The following is a 14,383-nucleotide window of genomic DNA, read 5'->3' as shown; positions in this document are numbered from 1 at the left end:
CTTTTATACGCCTGCGCCGCTTTTGATTTGGGACGGGATTTCCTCGGCGGCAAGCTCCCGCGATCTTCTGCGGAAGCTAAGCAGAAGCAAAAAGAGAACGCCTGCAATGGGAAGTAGCAGTGCCGTGCGGAGCGATCCTGTGCCGGCAGAAATCTGGCCGACCAGCCATGGGATCGCGGCCGCGCCCAGGCCGGAGACAGCGACGATGCGTCCCGCTTGGGGTGCGGTCGGGCCCTCGCTAACCAGCCCGGAGAAGAGGAGAGGGAACCACGGCGCCAAGGCCGCTCCGGTGATCCCGGCCAGCACGGGAATGAGATTGCCCCGGCCGGGTCCTAGCGCCAGCAGCGTTGCCAAAGCTAGGACGGCAAGGGCCAGACCGCCACGGAGGAACTGGCGCTCAGGCAGACGCAGCAGCAGAGCGGAAGCTGCGGCGCGCGTCCCCGCCAGGCAGAACCAGAAGGCCGCTGTGGATGCTGCAAAGGCGTGCGTGGCGTGGGTGTAGCGCAGATCGTAGGTGTGCAGCCAACCGTCCAGACTGGTTTCCACGCCGCCGTAAAGGAAAAGCTGCAGGCAGAAGAAAAGAAAGGTGCGCTGAGACAGTCCGGTCTGTGCTCTCGACGACTCAGTCACCGAAGTTAGCGGGTTCGGCGCCGGTGGCAACGCGAAGACTGCGATCAGGCCAACGAACAGCAGGCTGGCAAAGCCTGCGAGAACAGGCGCCGGACCACTGGCGCGAACCAGTGCAGGCACGAACAACGGGGAGCATAGGGCGCCGGCGCTCCAAGTAAAGTTCAACAGGGTCAGCGCGGCTCCCCGGCGGTGTGCCCAAAGCAGCGAGGCCAGCAGGTTATTCGACGTGATGATCTGGCCCACGCCGAAGCCGAGCAGGAGCAGGGCTGCCAGTGCCCAGGCCAGGGCGGCGTGGAACGCCAGCGTGGAAGATAACGCGGCAAAGCCCACCGCGGCACAGGTGAAACCGCGCAGCATGCATCGCCGGAGCGGAGCACGCGTAAACCAGCCGCCTAGAAAGGCGCCCGTGAACTGGGCTGCAAACAGGGCTCCGCCACCGCGGTCCGACAGGTGGAGGCCGGCGCTGAGCGCTGGCAGCGATGGGCCGAGAAAGGCGGTGCCGAACCCGGATAGAAGCGCAGCATAGTGCAGCAGTGGCGAACGCGGGATGGCTTCGGCGGGAGCAGGCGTGCGACGTGGCTGTTCCATCTGGTGCCCATGGGCAGCCAGCGGCGCCCCCAGTGCACCCGTGGAGGAGGTGAAATTGTGTGTGTCCGGCATCGGTCCTTTGCAGGCGAAAGCTCGTCCCGAGGTCAACGATAGCAGCCCGGCAATCGGCGCGTTCCTCATCCCATCGCTTCCATGCGCTCGAAAGCGAGGGTGCCCGGGCCGGATTTAGGGACGTATCATCAGGGTGTGAAGAGACGCGCACTATGGACAGCTTTGCTGGCATTGCCGCTGCTGACGGGAGTTTCCGGTTGCAGGTATGGCGGCGATGGCAAGCCATCCGGCATGACAGAAGCGGCTTACCCGGTGCGCGGCCGGGTCATCAGCGTGGACGCCAATACGCAGGAGATCATGCTGGCGCATGAGGCGGTGCCGGGCTTCATGGAAGCCATGACCATGCCCTACAAGAGCGTGGACGCCGCGGCGCTGGGCGAGGTGCACCCTGGCGACACCATTTCGGCGCAGATCGTGGTCGACAAGGATAGCGATGGCGACTTCCATCACGCTCGCCTGCGCAACATCGTGATCGTTGGGCAGGCGCGGCCTGATGCCGTGCCGCAGAAGCAATACCATGTGCCGCAGAAAGGCGATGCTGTTCAGGACTTTGCGCTGCTAAACCAGGATGGCAAAGTGATGCACCTGAGCGACCTGCGAGGTAAGGCGGTGCTGCTGACGTTCATCTATACCCGCTGCCCGCTGGGTGATTTCTGCCCCAAGATGAGCCGTAACTTCGCCGAGGTGAATGCCGCATTGCAGAAGGATCAAGCGGCCTATGCGAAGACCGACCTGCTCTCGATCTCGTTCGATCCGGTGTATGACACGCCGGCTGTGCTGCGATCGTATGGCGGAGCGTACACGGGCAAGTACACGCAGGAGAAGTTCGATCACTGGCAGTTCGCTGCGCCGAGCAAGGCGGACCTGCCGGCGGTGGAGCAGTTCTTCAACGTGGGTGTGACCGGCAGCGGTACCCAGATTCAACATTCGCTGTCGACGGTGCTGGTCGGCAAGGATGGCCGCATCCTGGACTGGTATCCGGGCAACGATTGGAAGCCAGCAGAGGTGGTGCAGGCGATGGAAACGGCAGCAAAGGCATAGGAGAGCGTTGTGGCGAGACTGACGATGGCGGTAGGTGTGCTGCTGGTACTGCTGGGTGTGGGCGTGTACGTGGGGATGGCGCATGCTCCGACGGCGCTGATTCCCGCGTACTTCGGAGTTGCGCTGCTGGTGTGCGGCGCGCTGGCGAACACCGAAGATGCGAAGCGTCGCATGCTGTGGATGCACATCGCCGTAACGCTGGGCTTGGTCGGTTTCCTGTTGCCGTTTGTGCGGTCGATCGGCGGTGCGGTGAAGCTGCTGACCGGACACGCGGATCAGGTGCTCCGGCCGCTCGCCGTGGAGGAGTCCATGGCGATGGCGCTGATCTGCTTGGTTTTCACGGCCCTGTGCGTGCGTTCGTTCATTCGCGCGCGCATCACGCGAACCGCCGCTTAATCTAGTGTTCGCCAGCCGACTGGACCGTTTCTACTCCCGAACCATCTGATAGGAAGACATGGGATCGTTTGGGCACGGATCGTTGGGTGGCGGCAGTCATGGCGGGGCCCGCGGCGAGCGGACGCCGCGCAATGCGAATCGGTCGGTATCGGCAGACATGACCGCGGCCAAACCGAAGCCATCGCTGCGGAAGGTTTGGCCGGAGGTCAAGAAGCTGGCCCGGCCGCGGCTGGGCCTGATTACGGTCAGCTTCCTGATCATGATCGTTAACCGCGCCAGCGGCCTGGTCCTGCCGGCGTCGACGCGTTACCTGATTGACGGGGTGATGCGGCAGCATCACCTGTACCTGCTGCCTTGGATCGTGGGTGCAGTGCTGGCGGCGACGCTGTTGCAGGGCGTGACGAGCTATGCGCTGACGCAGATGCTTTCAAAGGCGGGGCAGAGGCTCATCACGGACTTGCGCATCCAGGTGCAGCAGCACGTGGGCAGGCTGCCGGTCGCTTTCTACGACGCGAACCGGACCGGCAACCTGGTCGCGCGCATCATGACGGACGTAGAGGGCGTGCGCAACCTGATCGGCACGGGCCTGGTGGAGTTCGTCGGCGGCCTGCTGACCGCGATTTTTGCGTTTGGCTACCTGCTGTTCCTGTCAGTCAGGATGACGCTGTTGACGTTCCTGGTCATGGTGATTTTCGCCGTGATTCTTGGGCGAGCCTTCAAGACGATCCGTCCCATCTTCCGCGAGCGGGCGAAGCTGAATGCCGAGGTGACCGGTCGCTTGACGGAATCGCTCGGTGGCGTCCGCGTGATTAAGGGATACCACGCGGAAGAGAGCGAAGCTCGCGTGTTTGCAGGCAATGCCGGGCGGCTGCTGGAAAATGTCTTGCGCACGCTCACGGCGCAGTCGGTCATGTCACTGTCGAGCACAACAGTGCTTGGCGTGGTCGGTTCGCTCATCATGTGGATGGGGGCGCGGCAGGTGGTCGCGGGAACGCTGACGACTGGCGGCTACGTGACGTACACCCTGTTTCTGGCGTTCATGATCGCGCCTGTCGCGGGGCTTGTTTCGATTGGGACGCAGATCACTGAAGCGTTTGCCGGCCTGGATCGCACGAGCGAAATCATGGGCGAGCGCGAGGAGAATGGAGACACCCGGCGGTCTGTGAAATTGCCGGTGATTGAAGGGGACCTGCGGTTTGTGGATGTCGGCTTCGAATACGAAGCGGGCAAGCCGGTGCTGCACGACATCAGCTTTGAGGCGAAACCGGGCACGGTGACTGCCCTGGTCGGTTCATCCGGATCGGGCAAGTCGACGATCATCTCGCTGATTTGCGCCTTCCATGATGCGAACAGCGGGGCCGTGCTGGTGGATGGACATGACCTTGCAACGGTCGATCTGCGAACCTACCGGTCGCAACTAGGTGTGGTTCTGCAGGAGACCTTTTTGTTCGACGGCACCGTGCGCGAGAACATCCTGTTTTCGCGTCCTGAAGCCACAGAAGAAGAGTTTGAGCAGGCCTGTCGGATCGCGCGCGTGGACGAGTTCGTGAACCGCTTTAGCGAGGGCTACGCCACGATCGTTGGCGAACGTGGCGTGAAGCTGAGCGGCGGCCAGCGGCAGCGGCTCTCGATTGCCCGTGCCATTCTGGCGAACCCGCGCATTCTTATCCTGGATGAGGCGACGAGCTCGCTCGACAGCGAGAGCGAAGCGATGATTCAGCACGGGTTGAGCTACCTGATGCAGGGGCGGACGACCTTTGTCATCGCGCATCGGCTATCGACCATTCGCAACGCGGACCAGATCCTCGTCGTCGAGCAGGGACACATCGTCGAGCGGGGAGATCATGCCGAGCTGTTCGCGCTTCACGGTCGCTACCGTGAGCTGTACGACAAGCAGCACGGTCTGGAAACGAACCTGTTCCTGGCGCCGGGAGAAGGCGACACGATCGAAGAAGTAGCGGCGGCCCGGTAGGTCGCCCTTCTTCTTGGCAGGTTGCGGAAGGCGGACCTACGCCATGCCCAGTTGCTTTAGAACAAAGGCGTAATCGAGCGCAATCTCTTTCAGGTAGTCGTAGCGGCCGGAGGCGCCGCCGTGGCCCGCGTCCATGTTGGTGTGCAGCAGGAGCGGTTGGTCCGGGTTCGTCTTGAGCGTGCGAAGCTTGGCTACAAATTTCGCCGGCTCCCAGTACATGACCTGCGAGTCGTTCAGGCTGGTCTTGACCAGCGTCGCGGGGTAGGCGCCCGTCTGCAGGTTGTCGTATGGCGAATAGCTGCGCATGTAGGCGAAGGCGTCCGGCTCATTCGGATTGCCCCACTCCTCGTATTCGGCCACGGTGAGTGGCAGGGACGCGTCGAGCATGGTGTTCATCACGTCCACGAACGGAACGTGGGAGACGACGACGCGGAACAGGTCAGGCCGCATATTTGCGACGGCACCCATCAGGAGGCCGCCGGCGCTGCCGCCTTCGATGACGACCTTGTCCCTTGCACCGTAGCCTTGCGCCACCAGTTGCTCGGCGCACGCGATGAAGTCAGTGAAGGTGTTGCGCTTCTGCATCATCTTGCCGGCATCGTGCCAAGCGTCGCCCAGGTCGCCACCCCCACGAATGTGCGCGTAGGCGTAGACGATGCCGCGATCCAGCAGGGCAAGCCGCGTGGCGGAGAAGCCGATGGGCAGGCCAAAGCCGTACGAGCCGTAGCCGTAGAGGTAGAGCGGATTCGTGCCGTCCTTGTGGAAGCTGTCGCGCTTGTAGACAAGCGACACGGGAACGCGCACGCCGTCTGCCGCCGTAATCCAGACGCGTTCGGAGGCATAGCGTTCCCGGTCAAAGCCGCCGGGCACCTCCTGCTGTTTCAGCAGGGTGCTGTCGCCTGTTGCGACGTCGTAGAAGAAGACGGACGCGGGTGAAACGAGCGACTGATAGCTGTAGCGGAAACCGGTCGCGTCGAACTCGCGGTTCACATGCAGGCCGGCGCTGTACGCGGGCTCGGGGAAGTCAACCGTCTGCGGCGTCGAGGTGTCCAGGATGTTGTGATTGAAGCGGTACACGCGCAGGCGGTCGAGACCCTGAACGATCTCCGCGGCGACTGCGAAGTTCTGGAACACTTCAAAGTCGTCCAGCGGAATGTCCTGCTGCTCAGGCAGAAGCTCCGTCCAGGATTCACGAGAAGGATCGTTCACGGGTGCCGTGACGACGCGAAAGTTCTTACCGGTGTCGTTGACGCGGATGTAGAAGAGACCGTCGCGGTGATCGGGGTAGTACTCCTGGTCAGGAACGCGCTCGGCAAGGATACGGAACGGCTCGGTGGCAAGGCTCGCTTCGACGTAGCGGTATTCGCTCGTGGTGTGGCTGCCGCACTCGATCAGGATGTACTTGCGATCCCGGGTGCGGCCCACGCCGACGTTGAAGCGCTCGTCTGGCTCTTGGAAGATGAGAGCGTCGCGGTCTGCCGTGTCGCCCAGGGTGTGGCGGTAGACCTGGTGCTGGCGCTTGGTCTGCTCGTCTTCGACCGAGTAGAAGAGCATGGTGTTGTCGGGCGTCCAGGTGAGGGAACCGACCCGTTCGGCGGTGTCGGGCAGCAGGTCACCGGTGCGCAGGTCCTTGATATGCAGCGTGTACTGGCGAAAGCCGGTCTCGTCGGTGGTGTAGGCGAGCAGGTTGCCGTCTGGGCTGACGGAGAGTGCGCCAAGCGACAGGAAGGGCTTGCCCTCGGCAAGTTGGTTCACGTCGACCAGAACTTGTTCGGGAGCTGACTCGTCGTACTCACGCGCGGCGTTCGCGCGACGCCGGCAGTGGATCGGGTACTGGCGTCCCTCGATGGTGTGCGTGTAGTAGAACCAGTCGCCATCGCGGTACGGGATGCTGGTGTCCGTCTCCTTGATGTGCGAGAGCATCTCGCGGTAGAGTTCGTCCTGCAGCGGCTCGGTGCCGGCCATGACGGCAGCGGTGTACTCGTTCTCCGATCGCAGGTAGTTCAGGACCTCTTCCGATTCCTTGTTGCGGAGCCAGAAGTAGTCGTCTTCCAGCGTTTGGCCGTGCAGGTGCGTGGGGTGTGGTTCGCGGCGGGCAACAGGTGGCTGAGGTACGAGCGACATGCGATCAGGATAGCGGGTCGAAGGATTGTCGCGACCGGCTGACGTTCGCATGACAAACGTCATCCGAATGGGATGTGTCTGCAAGGAACCGCTACGGGATCGCCCGCGTATTATCCAGTGTGATGGCCACGAGGCAATCGCGACTGTACGTTGTGCTGCTGTGCTGCCTGGGCCTGTTCTGGCCGGTGCTGCATGCCGAGTCCGTGAAAACGATGGGCCCGCCGTCGAATTACGTGACGGACTTGGCCGGTGTGCTGAACCCGAGCACGCAGAGCGACCTGAACACGCTGCTGAAGGCGCTGGACACGCAGGCCAAGGCGCAGGTGTTCGTCGTGACGGTCCACAAGATCGACGATGACGAGCCGGTGGAGCAGTTCGCCAATGAGCTATTCGCCAAGTGGAAGCCGGGCGGGGCCAAGACGGATCGCGGCGTACTGATGGTTTTCTCCATTGAGGACCGAAAGCGCTGGATCGAGGTCGGCTATGGCCTGGAAGGCATCCTGCCGGACGGCAAGACAGGCGACATCGGCCGTGACATGGTGCCGGATCTGCAGGCCGCGAACTATGACGGTGCGGTTCGCGCCGGCGTGAACGAGATCGCCGATGTGATCGCGAAAGACGCTGGCGTGACGCTGGACACTCAGCCCAAGCACACGTACCACCGCGAGGGATCATCGCAGAGCAGCGGCGGGTTTGGGCTGTTTGGCTCCCTGTTTCTGCTGTTCATCCTCTTCCTGCTGTTTCGCGGCGGTCGAGGCGGACGTGGCGGTGGTGGGTACGGTGGGGGCGGTGGCGGAGGTTTCCTCTCGGGGCTGATCCTGGGCAATCTGCTGGGCGGAGGCCGCAGTTGGGGCGGCCGCGGAGGCGGCTGGGGAGATGGCGGCGGCGGTGGTTGGGGCGGCGGCGACGGCGGTGGTAGTTTCGGTGGCGGAGACGGTGGCAGTTCCGGCGGCGGTGGCGCTGGTGGCGGCTGGTAGTCAGGCGGAGGTTTGAGCGATGGCACAGATGCTGAACGGAAATACGGAGCGAGGAACGATGCGTAAGGGAACGATTGCAGGCCTTGTTGTAGTGGTACTGCTGGTGCTGGGCGTGGTTCTGGTGGGCGGCAGCTATGTGTCTGCCCGGAACAGCATGGCAGTGAAGAGCAACGCGGTCGACGAGGCGTCGAGCGAAATCGGGATTCAATTGCAGCGGCGTGCGGACCTGATTCCGAACCTGGTGAGCACGGTGAAGCAGTACGCCAAGGTAGAGACGCAGATCATTACGGCGATCGCGGAGGCGCGTTCGGGTTTGCTGCAGGCGCAGACGCCGAATGAGAAGCTGGCGGCCAACGACCGGCTGAACACGGCGATCCTGCCGTTGCTGCGGATGCAGGAGAACTATCCGGACCTGAAGAGCAACCAGCAGTTCCTACGGCTGGAAGACGAGCTGAGCGGGACGGAGAACCGGGTTGCGGTGGCGCGTCGACGCTATAACCAGGCGATCCTCGACTACAACAACACAGTTACGGTGTTTCCGAACAGCGTGTGGGCAGGAATCGCCGGATTCCAGAAGAAGACCGGTTACTTCGAAGCCGATCCCGCTTCGAAAGCCGCGCCCAAGGTGGACTTCGGGTCGTAAAGAAGCGCTGAAACCGAAGAAGGCCGTCGCGAGTGCGACGGCCTTCTTGCTTTGGAGAACGTGTGTGACTACTTGGAGAAGGAGCCAACAGCGCTGGCTTCGTCGTCCTTGACGTCGAACACTGTGTAGAGCTTGGTGATCTGCAGCAGGTCGTGGACCTTCTTGGTCAGGTTCAGCAGCTTAAGTTCGCCGCCTGCGTTCTTCACACTGGTGTATGCGCTCACAAGTTCGCCGAGACCCGAACTATCGAGGTAGCTCACGTCGCCGAGGTTCACCAGGATGTGCTTTTCGCCCTTGTTGACGAGGTCGCGGATGGCATCGCGCAGGGTGACACTGCCTTCGCCGAGGGTAATGCGGCCGCTCAGGTCGAGAATGGTTACGCCGTCCACCTGGCGCGTGCTTACCTTCATGCTCATGGTCTTTCCTCCGGGGAGAGTTGCGTGGCGTGGTTCCGCCAATCTGCCAGACTGATGGTTTCTACGATGTCGGCTGCCGGCGCTTGGTCATCACCAGCTCCGTGCCGGGGTTCAATTGGCGAAAGTTTACCTCATCCATGAGAGCACGCATGAGGAAGATGCCCCGGCCCGAGCTGCGCAGGATGTTTTCCGGCAGGAGTGGGTCCGGCAGAAGAGCTGCGTTGAAACCGGCACCTTCGTCCTGGATGGAGAGGGTGAGAGCCGCCTGATCAGACGTGAGCTGCACGTGCACCTGTTTGTCGCTGCTGTAGCTGTTGCCGTGCATGACAGCATTTACGGCGGCCTCGCGGGCGGCCATGGCGATGTTGGCGGCGTCGTCTTCGCCGAAGCCGTGTTCCGTGGCGAAGCGTTCCGCTTCCTGCTCCATGCGGTCGACCGTGGCCAGGGTTGAAGGCAGCGTGAGCTCGATCCGGCCTGCGAGGGAACGGCCTTCCGAGCCGTCTACGGAACCGTTCAGGGATTCGTTCATGGAGTCGCTCACATGCACCATCTGGAGAAGAAACGGAATGCGTTCGAAGTGGTTGACCTACAACCGCGTTCTGGGGGCAGTGTGCTTGTGCGGGTGCGGAAAGTCAAGGTGTCGTGTTTGCCGTAACTGAGGTACGCAGAGCAATCAGCAGCGGTTCCAAGCTTTGTGGCAGTCATTGCTGCTGGCCGGACCGGAGCGCCAACTGCAGGCTGCATGGCGAGTTAGACTGCCCATAGGCGCAGGCCAGGGCAGACCGTGGGAGGGTGCGACAGTGTCAGCAGTTCATGCACGGCGCACCACCGTAGCGACGCTGCTGGGCCGCCCCGTGCTGCGCAAGGACGGCAGCAGCGCCGGCCGGATCGCAGAGTTTCTGTTTCGCGGCCTGCAAAGCACCACGCATGTGTACGCCCTGGTGCTCACTCGCAACGGCCGGTTCCGCGGATCAGAAGCGGTTACGGTTCGGACGGAGCACCTGCACCTGCAAGCCGATGCGTCGATGCTCGTCGCAGAAGATTACACGCCGGAGCCGCTGGTGGAAGATGCCACAAGCGTGTTGCTGGAACGCGACGTGCTCGACCAACAGATCATTGACGTGCACGGCCACAAGGTGGTGCGCGTGAACGACGTGGACCTGGTGTGGGAGTGCGAAGACGGGCGGGCGTGTGACCTGCGCATCGCGGAGGTAGAGGTCGGCATGCGCGGCGCCATGCGCAGGCTCCTGCACGGTTTGCCGCCGGCCGCCGTGGAGTCGGTGGCGCATCGGTTTATGCCGCGCGTGATCCCGTGGGAGTTTGTCGACCTGATTGATCGCGACCCGGCGCGCCGCGTCCGGCTGACGGTGGAGCAGGACCGTTTGTCGAAGATGCACCCGTCGGACATCGCGGACATCCTGGAGGACTTGGCACCGGCAGAGCGCGATGCGATTTTCAAGTCGCTGGATGAAGAGGTTGCGGCCGAGGCGCTGGAGGAGATTGAGCCGAAGCTGCAGAGATCGCTGCTGGAGCACATGGAGTCCAGCCGCGTGGCCGACATTGTGGAGGAAATGGATCCGGCGGCAGCGGCGGATCTGCTCTCGGAGCTGCCGGAGGAGCGTTCGGACGCGATTCTGCGTCAGATGGAGCCGGAGGAACGGCAGGACGTAGAGGAACTGCTGGAGTTTGCGGAAGACGTGGCGGCCGGCATGATGACGAGCGACCTGGTAGCGCTTCCGGAAGGCTCTACCGTAGCCTCGGCTGTACAGGCGTTGCGCGACTTTGAAGGGGATGTGGAGACCGTTACTGAGATCTTCATCACGAACGCACACGGCGGTTTGTGTGGCGTGGTGAACCTGGCTCGCCTCCTGCTGGCCAGTGCCGATACTCCGCTGCGCGAGGTGCAGGAAGAGCGCATTCACTGTTGCCGCGTGGATATGACGGCGAAGCAGATCGCCGAGCAGTTCGACAAGTACAACCTGCGTTCCCTGGCGGTGGTGGACGAACAAGGCAAGCTGGAAGGCGTGATCTACGCTGAGCACGTGATCGCGCTGCTGCGGGAGGAGCGATAGGTGCGGGTTCTGTACGTGGCGCACTTGTCGCCCAACGATTCAGCGGAGTACCGCAGGCTTGCACTGGAACGTGGGGGGCATACGTGCATTCCGGTCAATCAATATGGCTACGGCATGAAGCAGGTTTTGCTCCGCAAAGTGGAGCATCGGCTGGTAGCAGGCCCGGAGGTGCGGCGGTTCAACCGTGACCTGATCGCGCTCGCGAGGCAGCACCGGCCCGATGTGCTGTGGTGCGACAAGGCGCTATTTCTGCAGCCCGCCACCCTGGACGCATTCCGCGCGATGGGCATTCCCACCATCAGCTACATGATCGACAACTTCTTCGGGCCGCGACGGGATCCGGGCTGGCGACTGTATGCGAAGACGATCCCGCTGTTCGATCTGCACTGCACCCAGCGCGACGCGAATGTGCCCGAGTACATGGCTGCAGGCGCTCGGGATGTGATCAAGATTCAAACCGCGTTTGAACCCACCATCCATTTCCCCGCGGAAAAGCCGTACACGGACGCGCAGAGGGATCGCGGTGTCTCGTTCATCGGAACGGCGTATGACCAGCGAGCGGAGACATTGACACGGCTGGCACGCGAGGGCTTGCCGGTGGCGATTAGCGGCGGGCCGCAGCATTGGAAGCCGAAGCTGAGCGCGGAGGAGTTTGCGGCTCTGTATCGTGAGGGCGAATTGTACCGGGATCAGTACCGGTCGGCGATCTGGCGATCCAGAATCAACCTGAGTTTTCTCACCCACAGCAACGCGGACGAGTTCGTGCACAAGAGCTTTGAGATCGCGGCTTGCGGCGGGTTTCTACTTGCGGAGCGCAGCCCCGGGCACACGGCACGGTTCGTAGAGGATGAGGAGGCCGTGTTCTTTCATGGCTACGACGAGCTGCTGGCAAAGGTGCGGCGATACCTGCCGGACGAGGCGGCGCGCAATCGCATTGCGCTGGCAGGACAGAGACGCGCGTGGACGAGTGGCTATGACAATGACACGCAGGTCAGGCTCATTCTGGAACGCGTGGCGCCGCTGACCCGAGGGCGCGGTGCGGCGTCACATGCACGGGATGGCGAGGTGTACGCGTGAGCCTGTGGCGCAGTTGGCGCGGCCGCATCCTGTTCTTCCTCGCGGCGCTGGGGCCTGGGTTCATCACCGCCAACGTGGACAACGACGCGGGTGGCATCTTTACGTACTCTCAGGCGGGTGCGCAGTACGGTTACTCGCTGCTGTGGACGATGATTCCGATCACGCTGGCGCTGATCGTGGTGCAGGAGATGTGCGCGCGCATGGGCGCGGTGACGGGCAAGGGACTGAGCGACCTGATCCGCGAAGAGTTCGGGTTGCGCGTGACTGCGGTCTGCATGCTGCTGCTGGTCGTGGTGAACTTCACGAACGTGGTGACCGAGTTCGCGGGCATTGCCGGATCGATGCAGCTCTTTCATGTGTCGAAATTCATCAGCGTACCGATCGGAGCGCTGCTGGTGTGGGCGCTGGTGGTGCGCGGCGACTACAAGAGTGTGGAAAAGATCTTCCTGTTTGCCAGCGTGGTGTACCTGGCCTACATCGTTGCTGGTGTGCTGGGGCGCCCCGACTGGCACGAAGCCCTGGTGCAGACAGTGAAGCTGCCGCCGCGCTCGGCATGGCGCGACCACGCATACCTGTACTCCACCATCGCGGTGATTGGCACGACGATCACGCCGTGGATGCAGTTTTATCTGCAGTCCTCGATCGTGGAGAAGGGCGTAACGGTGCGGCAGTTCAAGGCGTCGCGACTGGACGTGATCATCGGGTCCATCTTCACCGACGTGGTGGCGTGGTTCATCGTGGTGGTGTGCGCGGCGACGCTGTTCGTCCATGGCGTACGCAACATCGGCGTGCCGGCGGATGCGGCAGAGGCGATGCGCCCCATTGCGGGGGATTACGCATTTCTGCTGTTCGCGGCGGGGCTGCTGAACGCTTCGTTGTTTGCGGCGTCCATCCTGCCGCTGACCACGGCCTATACAGTGTGTGAGGGGCTGGGCTTTGAAAGCGGTCTAGACCGAAGCTGGAAGCAGGCACCGATCTTCTACTGGTTCTACACGCTGCTGCTGGCCTTGGGAGCAGGGGTGGTGCTGCTGCCCCGCTTCAACATTGTGAGCATGGCGATCTTGTCGCAGGTGCTGAACGGATTGCTGCTGCCGGTGATCCTGTACTTCATGTTGAAGCTGGTGAACGACAAGGAGCTGATGGGCGAACACACCAACTCGCGATGGTTCAACGCAGTCGCGTGGGGAACGGCAGTGATCGTGATTGTTCTATCGACGGCCCTGGTGTGGAACACGGTCCGGGGTGGGTGACGCGGTTTGGACGCGCTCCACTCCGTGCTGCATCAGAAAAAGCGGATCTCTCCACTGCGCAGGACCGTAAAGCTGTCCTGCTCCGGGTCGAAATGACACCATCGTGGAAGCTCGAAGATCGCTAAGGGAGGTCGCTAGTTTTCGCGATTGACTACAAAGCCGGGAACCCAGAGCAGGGCGCGCTGGGCGGCTGAGCGTGGCATCTCTGCGATGGACTGCCGAGCTGCCTCGGCATAGGCGCGTGCAGCGTCCATGGCATAGGCGATGGACCCGTGACGCTTCAGGATGTCCAGAATGGTAGCGTGCGTGACGCGATCGAAGCCGCGATCGTTGAGCACCGTCCGGATGCATTCGCGTTCTGCACCCGTGCCACGCTCCAGCGCGTGAATGACCGCCAGGGTAGCCTTACCCTCGCGAAGATCGCTGGCGGCCGGCTTGCCCAGCTTGGCCGTGGTCGCTGTCAGGTCCAGAACATCATCCACAATCTGGAAGGCGATACCGAGGTTACGGCCGTACTCGCCAAGTCGCTGCTCGATCACATCCTCTGAGCCGGCGAGCGCGGCGCCAAGCTGCATGCTCACCTTGAACAGGCAGGCGGTCTTGCGATAGATGAGGTCGAAGTATTCTTCCTCGTTGATCAGGTGGCCGAGCTTTTCGGTCTGCAGCAGTTCGCCTTCAACCATCTGCTGCGTCAGAGTGATGAGCAGGTCGAGAACGTGAAAATTGCGCTCGCGCAGAGCCGTCTGGAAGCTCTGCATGTAGAGCCAATCGCCGGCGAGCACGCATTTGGAATTCCCCCACTTTGCGTTGGTGCTCGGGCGGCCGCGGCGCGTGGTGGCATTGTCGATGATGTCGTCGTGGACCAGCGTCGCGGTGTGCAGCATCTCCACTACCGCGCCCATGCGGATGCGGCTTTCACCGTCGAAGCCAAGGCTCTTGGCAGAAAGCAGCAGAAGCAGGGGGCGGATGCGTTTGCCACCGCCAGCCAGCAGATAGTCGCCAATTTCGGTAATGACTTCCACCTGCGATTGGGACTGCCGAGCGAACTCCTGCTCTACAGCCTGTAGATCGTCATGGAGCAGGTGCTCCACTTCAGCGGCACTCGCAATGGACAAAGGCGACACG

The 14,383-nt window shown here is 62.5% G+C and carries 13 protein-coding genes; 8 read left to right on the top strand and 5 right to left on the bottom strand.

Features of this window, described 5'->3' with window-relative positions; genetic code table 11:
* Positions 1 to 3 precede the first annotated feature (3 nt).
* A complete protein-coding gene (locus OHL12_RS06180) occupies positions 4 to 1,290 on the bottom strand; it encodes an MFS transporter (protein ID WP_263412951.1) in 1,287 nt (428 codons plus the stop codon).
* A gap of 135 nt (positions 1,291 to 1,425) precedes the next feature.
* Here OHL12_RS06180 and OHL12_RS06175 point away from each other — a divergent pair, with 135 nt between their 5' ends.
* Genes OHL12_RS06175 through OHL12_RS06165 form a run of 3 tightly spaced genes read left to right on the top strand, consistent with a single transcriptional unit; the run spans position 1,426 to position 4,699 of the window.
* A complete protein-coding gene (locus tag OHL12_RS06175) occupies positions 1,426 to 2,331 on the top strand; it encodes an SCO family protein (protein ID WP_263412950.1) in 906 nt (301 codons plus the stop codon).
* 9 nt (positions 2,332 to 2,340) lie between these two features.
* Entirely contained in the window at positions 2,341 to 2,727 is a 387-nt protein-coding gene (locus tag OHL12_RS06170; RefSeq protein ID WP_263412949.1) for a hypothetical protein, read from the top strand.
* Between the two features lie 58 nt (positions 2,728 to 2,785).
* On the top strand, positions 2,786 to 4,699 hold the full coding sequence (locus OHL12_RS06165; protein WP_263412948.1) for an ABC transporter ATP-binding protein: 1,914 nt from the start codon (positions 2,786 to 2,788) through the stop codon (positions 4,697 to 4,699).
* Positions 4,700 to 4,735: 36 nt separating this feature from the next.
* Here OHL12_RS06165 and OHL12_RS06160 read toward each other — a convergent pair whose 3' ends face one another.
* Positions 4,736 to 6,823: a S9 family peptidase gene (locus tag OHL12_RS06160; RefSeq protein ID WP_263412947.1), complete on the bottom strand. Its 2,088-nt coding sequence runs from the start codon at positions 6,821 to 6,823 to the stop codon at positions 4,736 to 4,738.
* A 122-nt stretch (positions 6,824 to 6,945) separates the two neighbouring features.
* Between OHL12_RS06160 and OHL12_RS06155 the strand changes: the two genes are divergently transcribed.
* Together OHL12_RS06155 and OHL12_RS06150 are read left to right on the top strand one after the other, a co-directional pair.
* Positions 6,946 to 7,800 (top strand): TPM domain-containing protein, encoded by an 855-nt coding sequence (locus OHL12_RS06155; RefSeq protein WP_263412946.1) that lies wholly within the window; start codon positions 6,946 to 6,948, stop codon positions 7,798 to 7,800.
* 19 nt (positions 7,801 to 7,819) lie between these two features.
* Complete coding sequence (locus OHL12_RS06150) at positions 7,820 to 8,443, top strand: LemA family protein (RefSeq protein WP_263412945.1); 624 nt, start codon at positions 7,820 to 7,822, stop codon at positions 8,441 to 8,443.
* A 68-nt stretch (positions 8,444 to 8,511) separates the two neighbouring features.
* On the opposite strand, the gene OHL12_RS06145 is transcribed toward OHL12_RS06150, so the two are convergent.
* On the bottom strand, positions 8,512 to 8,859 hold the full coding sequence (locus tag OHL12_RS06145) for an STAS domain-containing protein (RefSeq protein WP_263412944.1): 348 nt from the start codon (positions 8,857 to 8,859) through the stop codon (positions 8,512 to 8,514).
* Positions 8,860 to 8,920: 61 nt separating this feature from the next.
* On the bottom strand, positions 8,921 to 9,388 hold the full coding sequence (locus OHL12_RS06140) for an ATP-binding protein (protein WP_263412943.1): 468 nt from the start codon (positions 9,386 to 9,388) through the stop codon (positions 8,921 to 8,923).
* Positions 9,389 to 9,659: 271 nt separating this feature from the next.
* Here OHL12_RS06140 and OHL12_RS06135 point away from each other — a divergent pair, with 271 nt between their 5' ends.
* Genes OHL12_RS06135 through OHL12_RS06125 form a run of 3 tightly spaced genes read left to right on the top strand, consistent with a single transcriptional unit; the run spans position 9,660 to position 13,258 of the window.
* Entirely contained in the window at positions 9,660 to 10,931 is a 1,272-nt protein-coding gene (locus OHL12_RS06135; protein ID WP_263412942.1) for a magnesium transporter MgtE N-terminal domain-containing protein, read from the top strand.
* A complete protein-coding gene (locus OHL12_RS06130) occupies positions 10,932 to 12,008 on the top strand; it encodes a CgeB family protein (RefSeq protein WP_263412941.1) in 1,077 nt (358 codons plus the stop codon).
* Positions 12,005 to 13,258, top strand: a complete 1,254-nt coding sequence (locus OHL12_RS06125) for an Nramp family divalent metal transporter (RefSeq protein WP_263412940.1) — start codon at positions 12,005 to 12,007, stop codon at positions 13,256 to 13,258. Before OHL12_RS06130 ends, OHL12_RS06125 begins: the two co-directional genes overlap by 4 nt.
* Before the next feature lie 134 nt (positions 13,259 to 13,392).
* Here OHL12_RS06125 and OHL12_RS06120 read toward each other — a convergent pair whose 3' ends face one another.
* A complete protein-coding gene (locus OHL12_RS06120; RefSeq protein WP_263412939.1) occupies positions 13,393 to 14,382 on the bottom strand; it encodes a polyprenyl synthetase family protein in 990 nt (329 codons plus the stop codon).
* Position 14,383 lies beyond the last annotated feature (1 nt).

This window comes from Terriglobus aquaticus (assembly GCF_025685415.1).
Classification (GTDB): Bacteria; Acidobacteriota; Terriglobia; order Terriglobales; family Acidobacteriaceae; genus Terriglobus; species Terriglobus aquaticus.
This window is presented reverse-complemented; position numbering and strand designations above follow the sequence as displayed.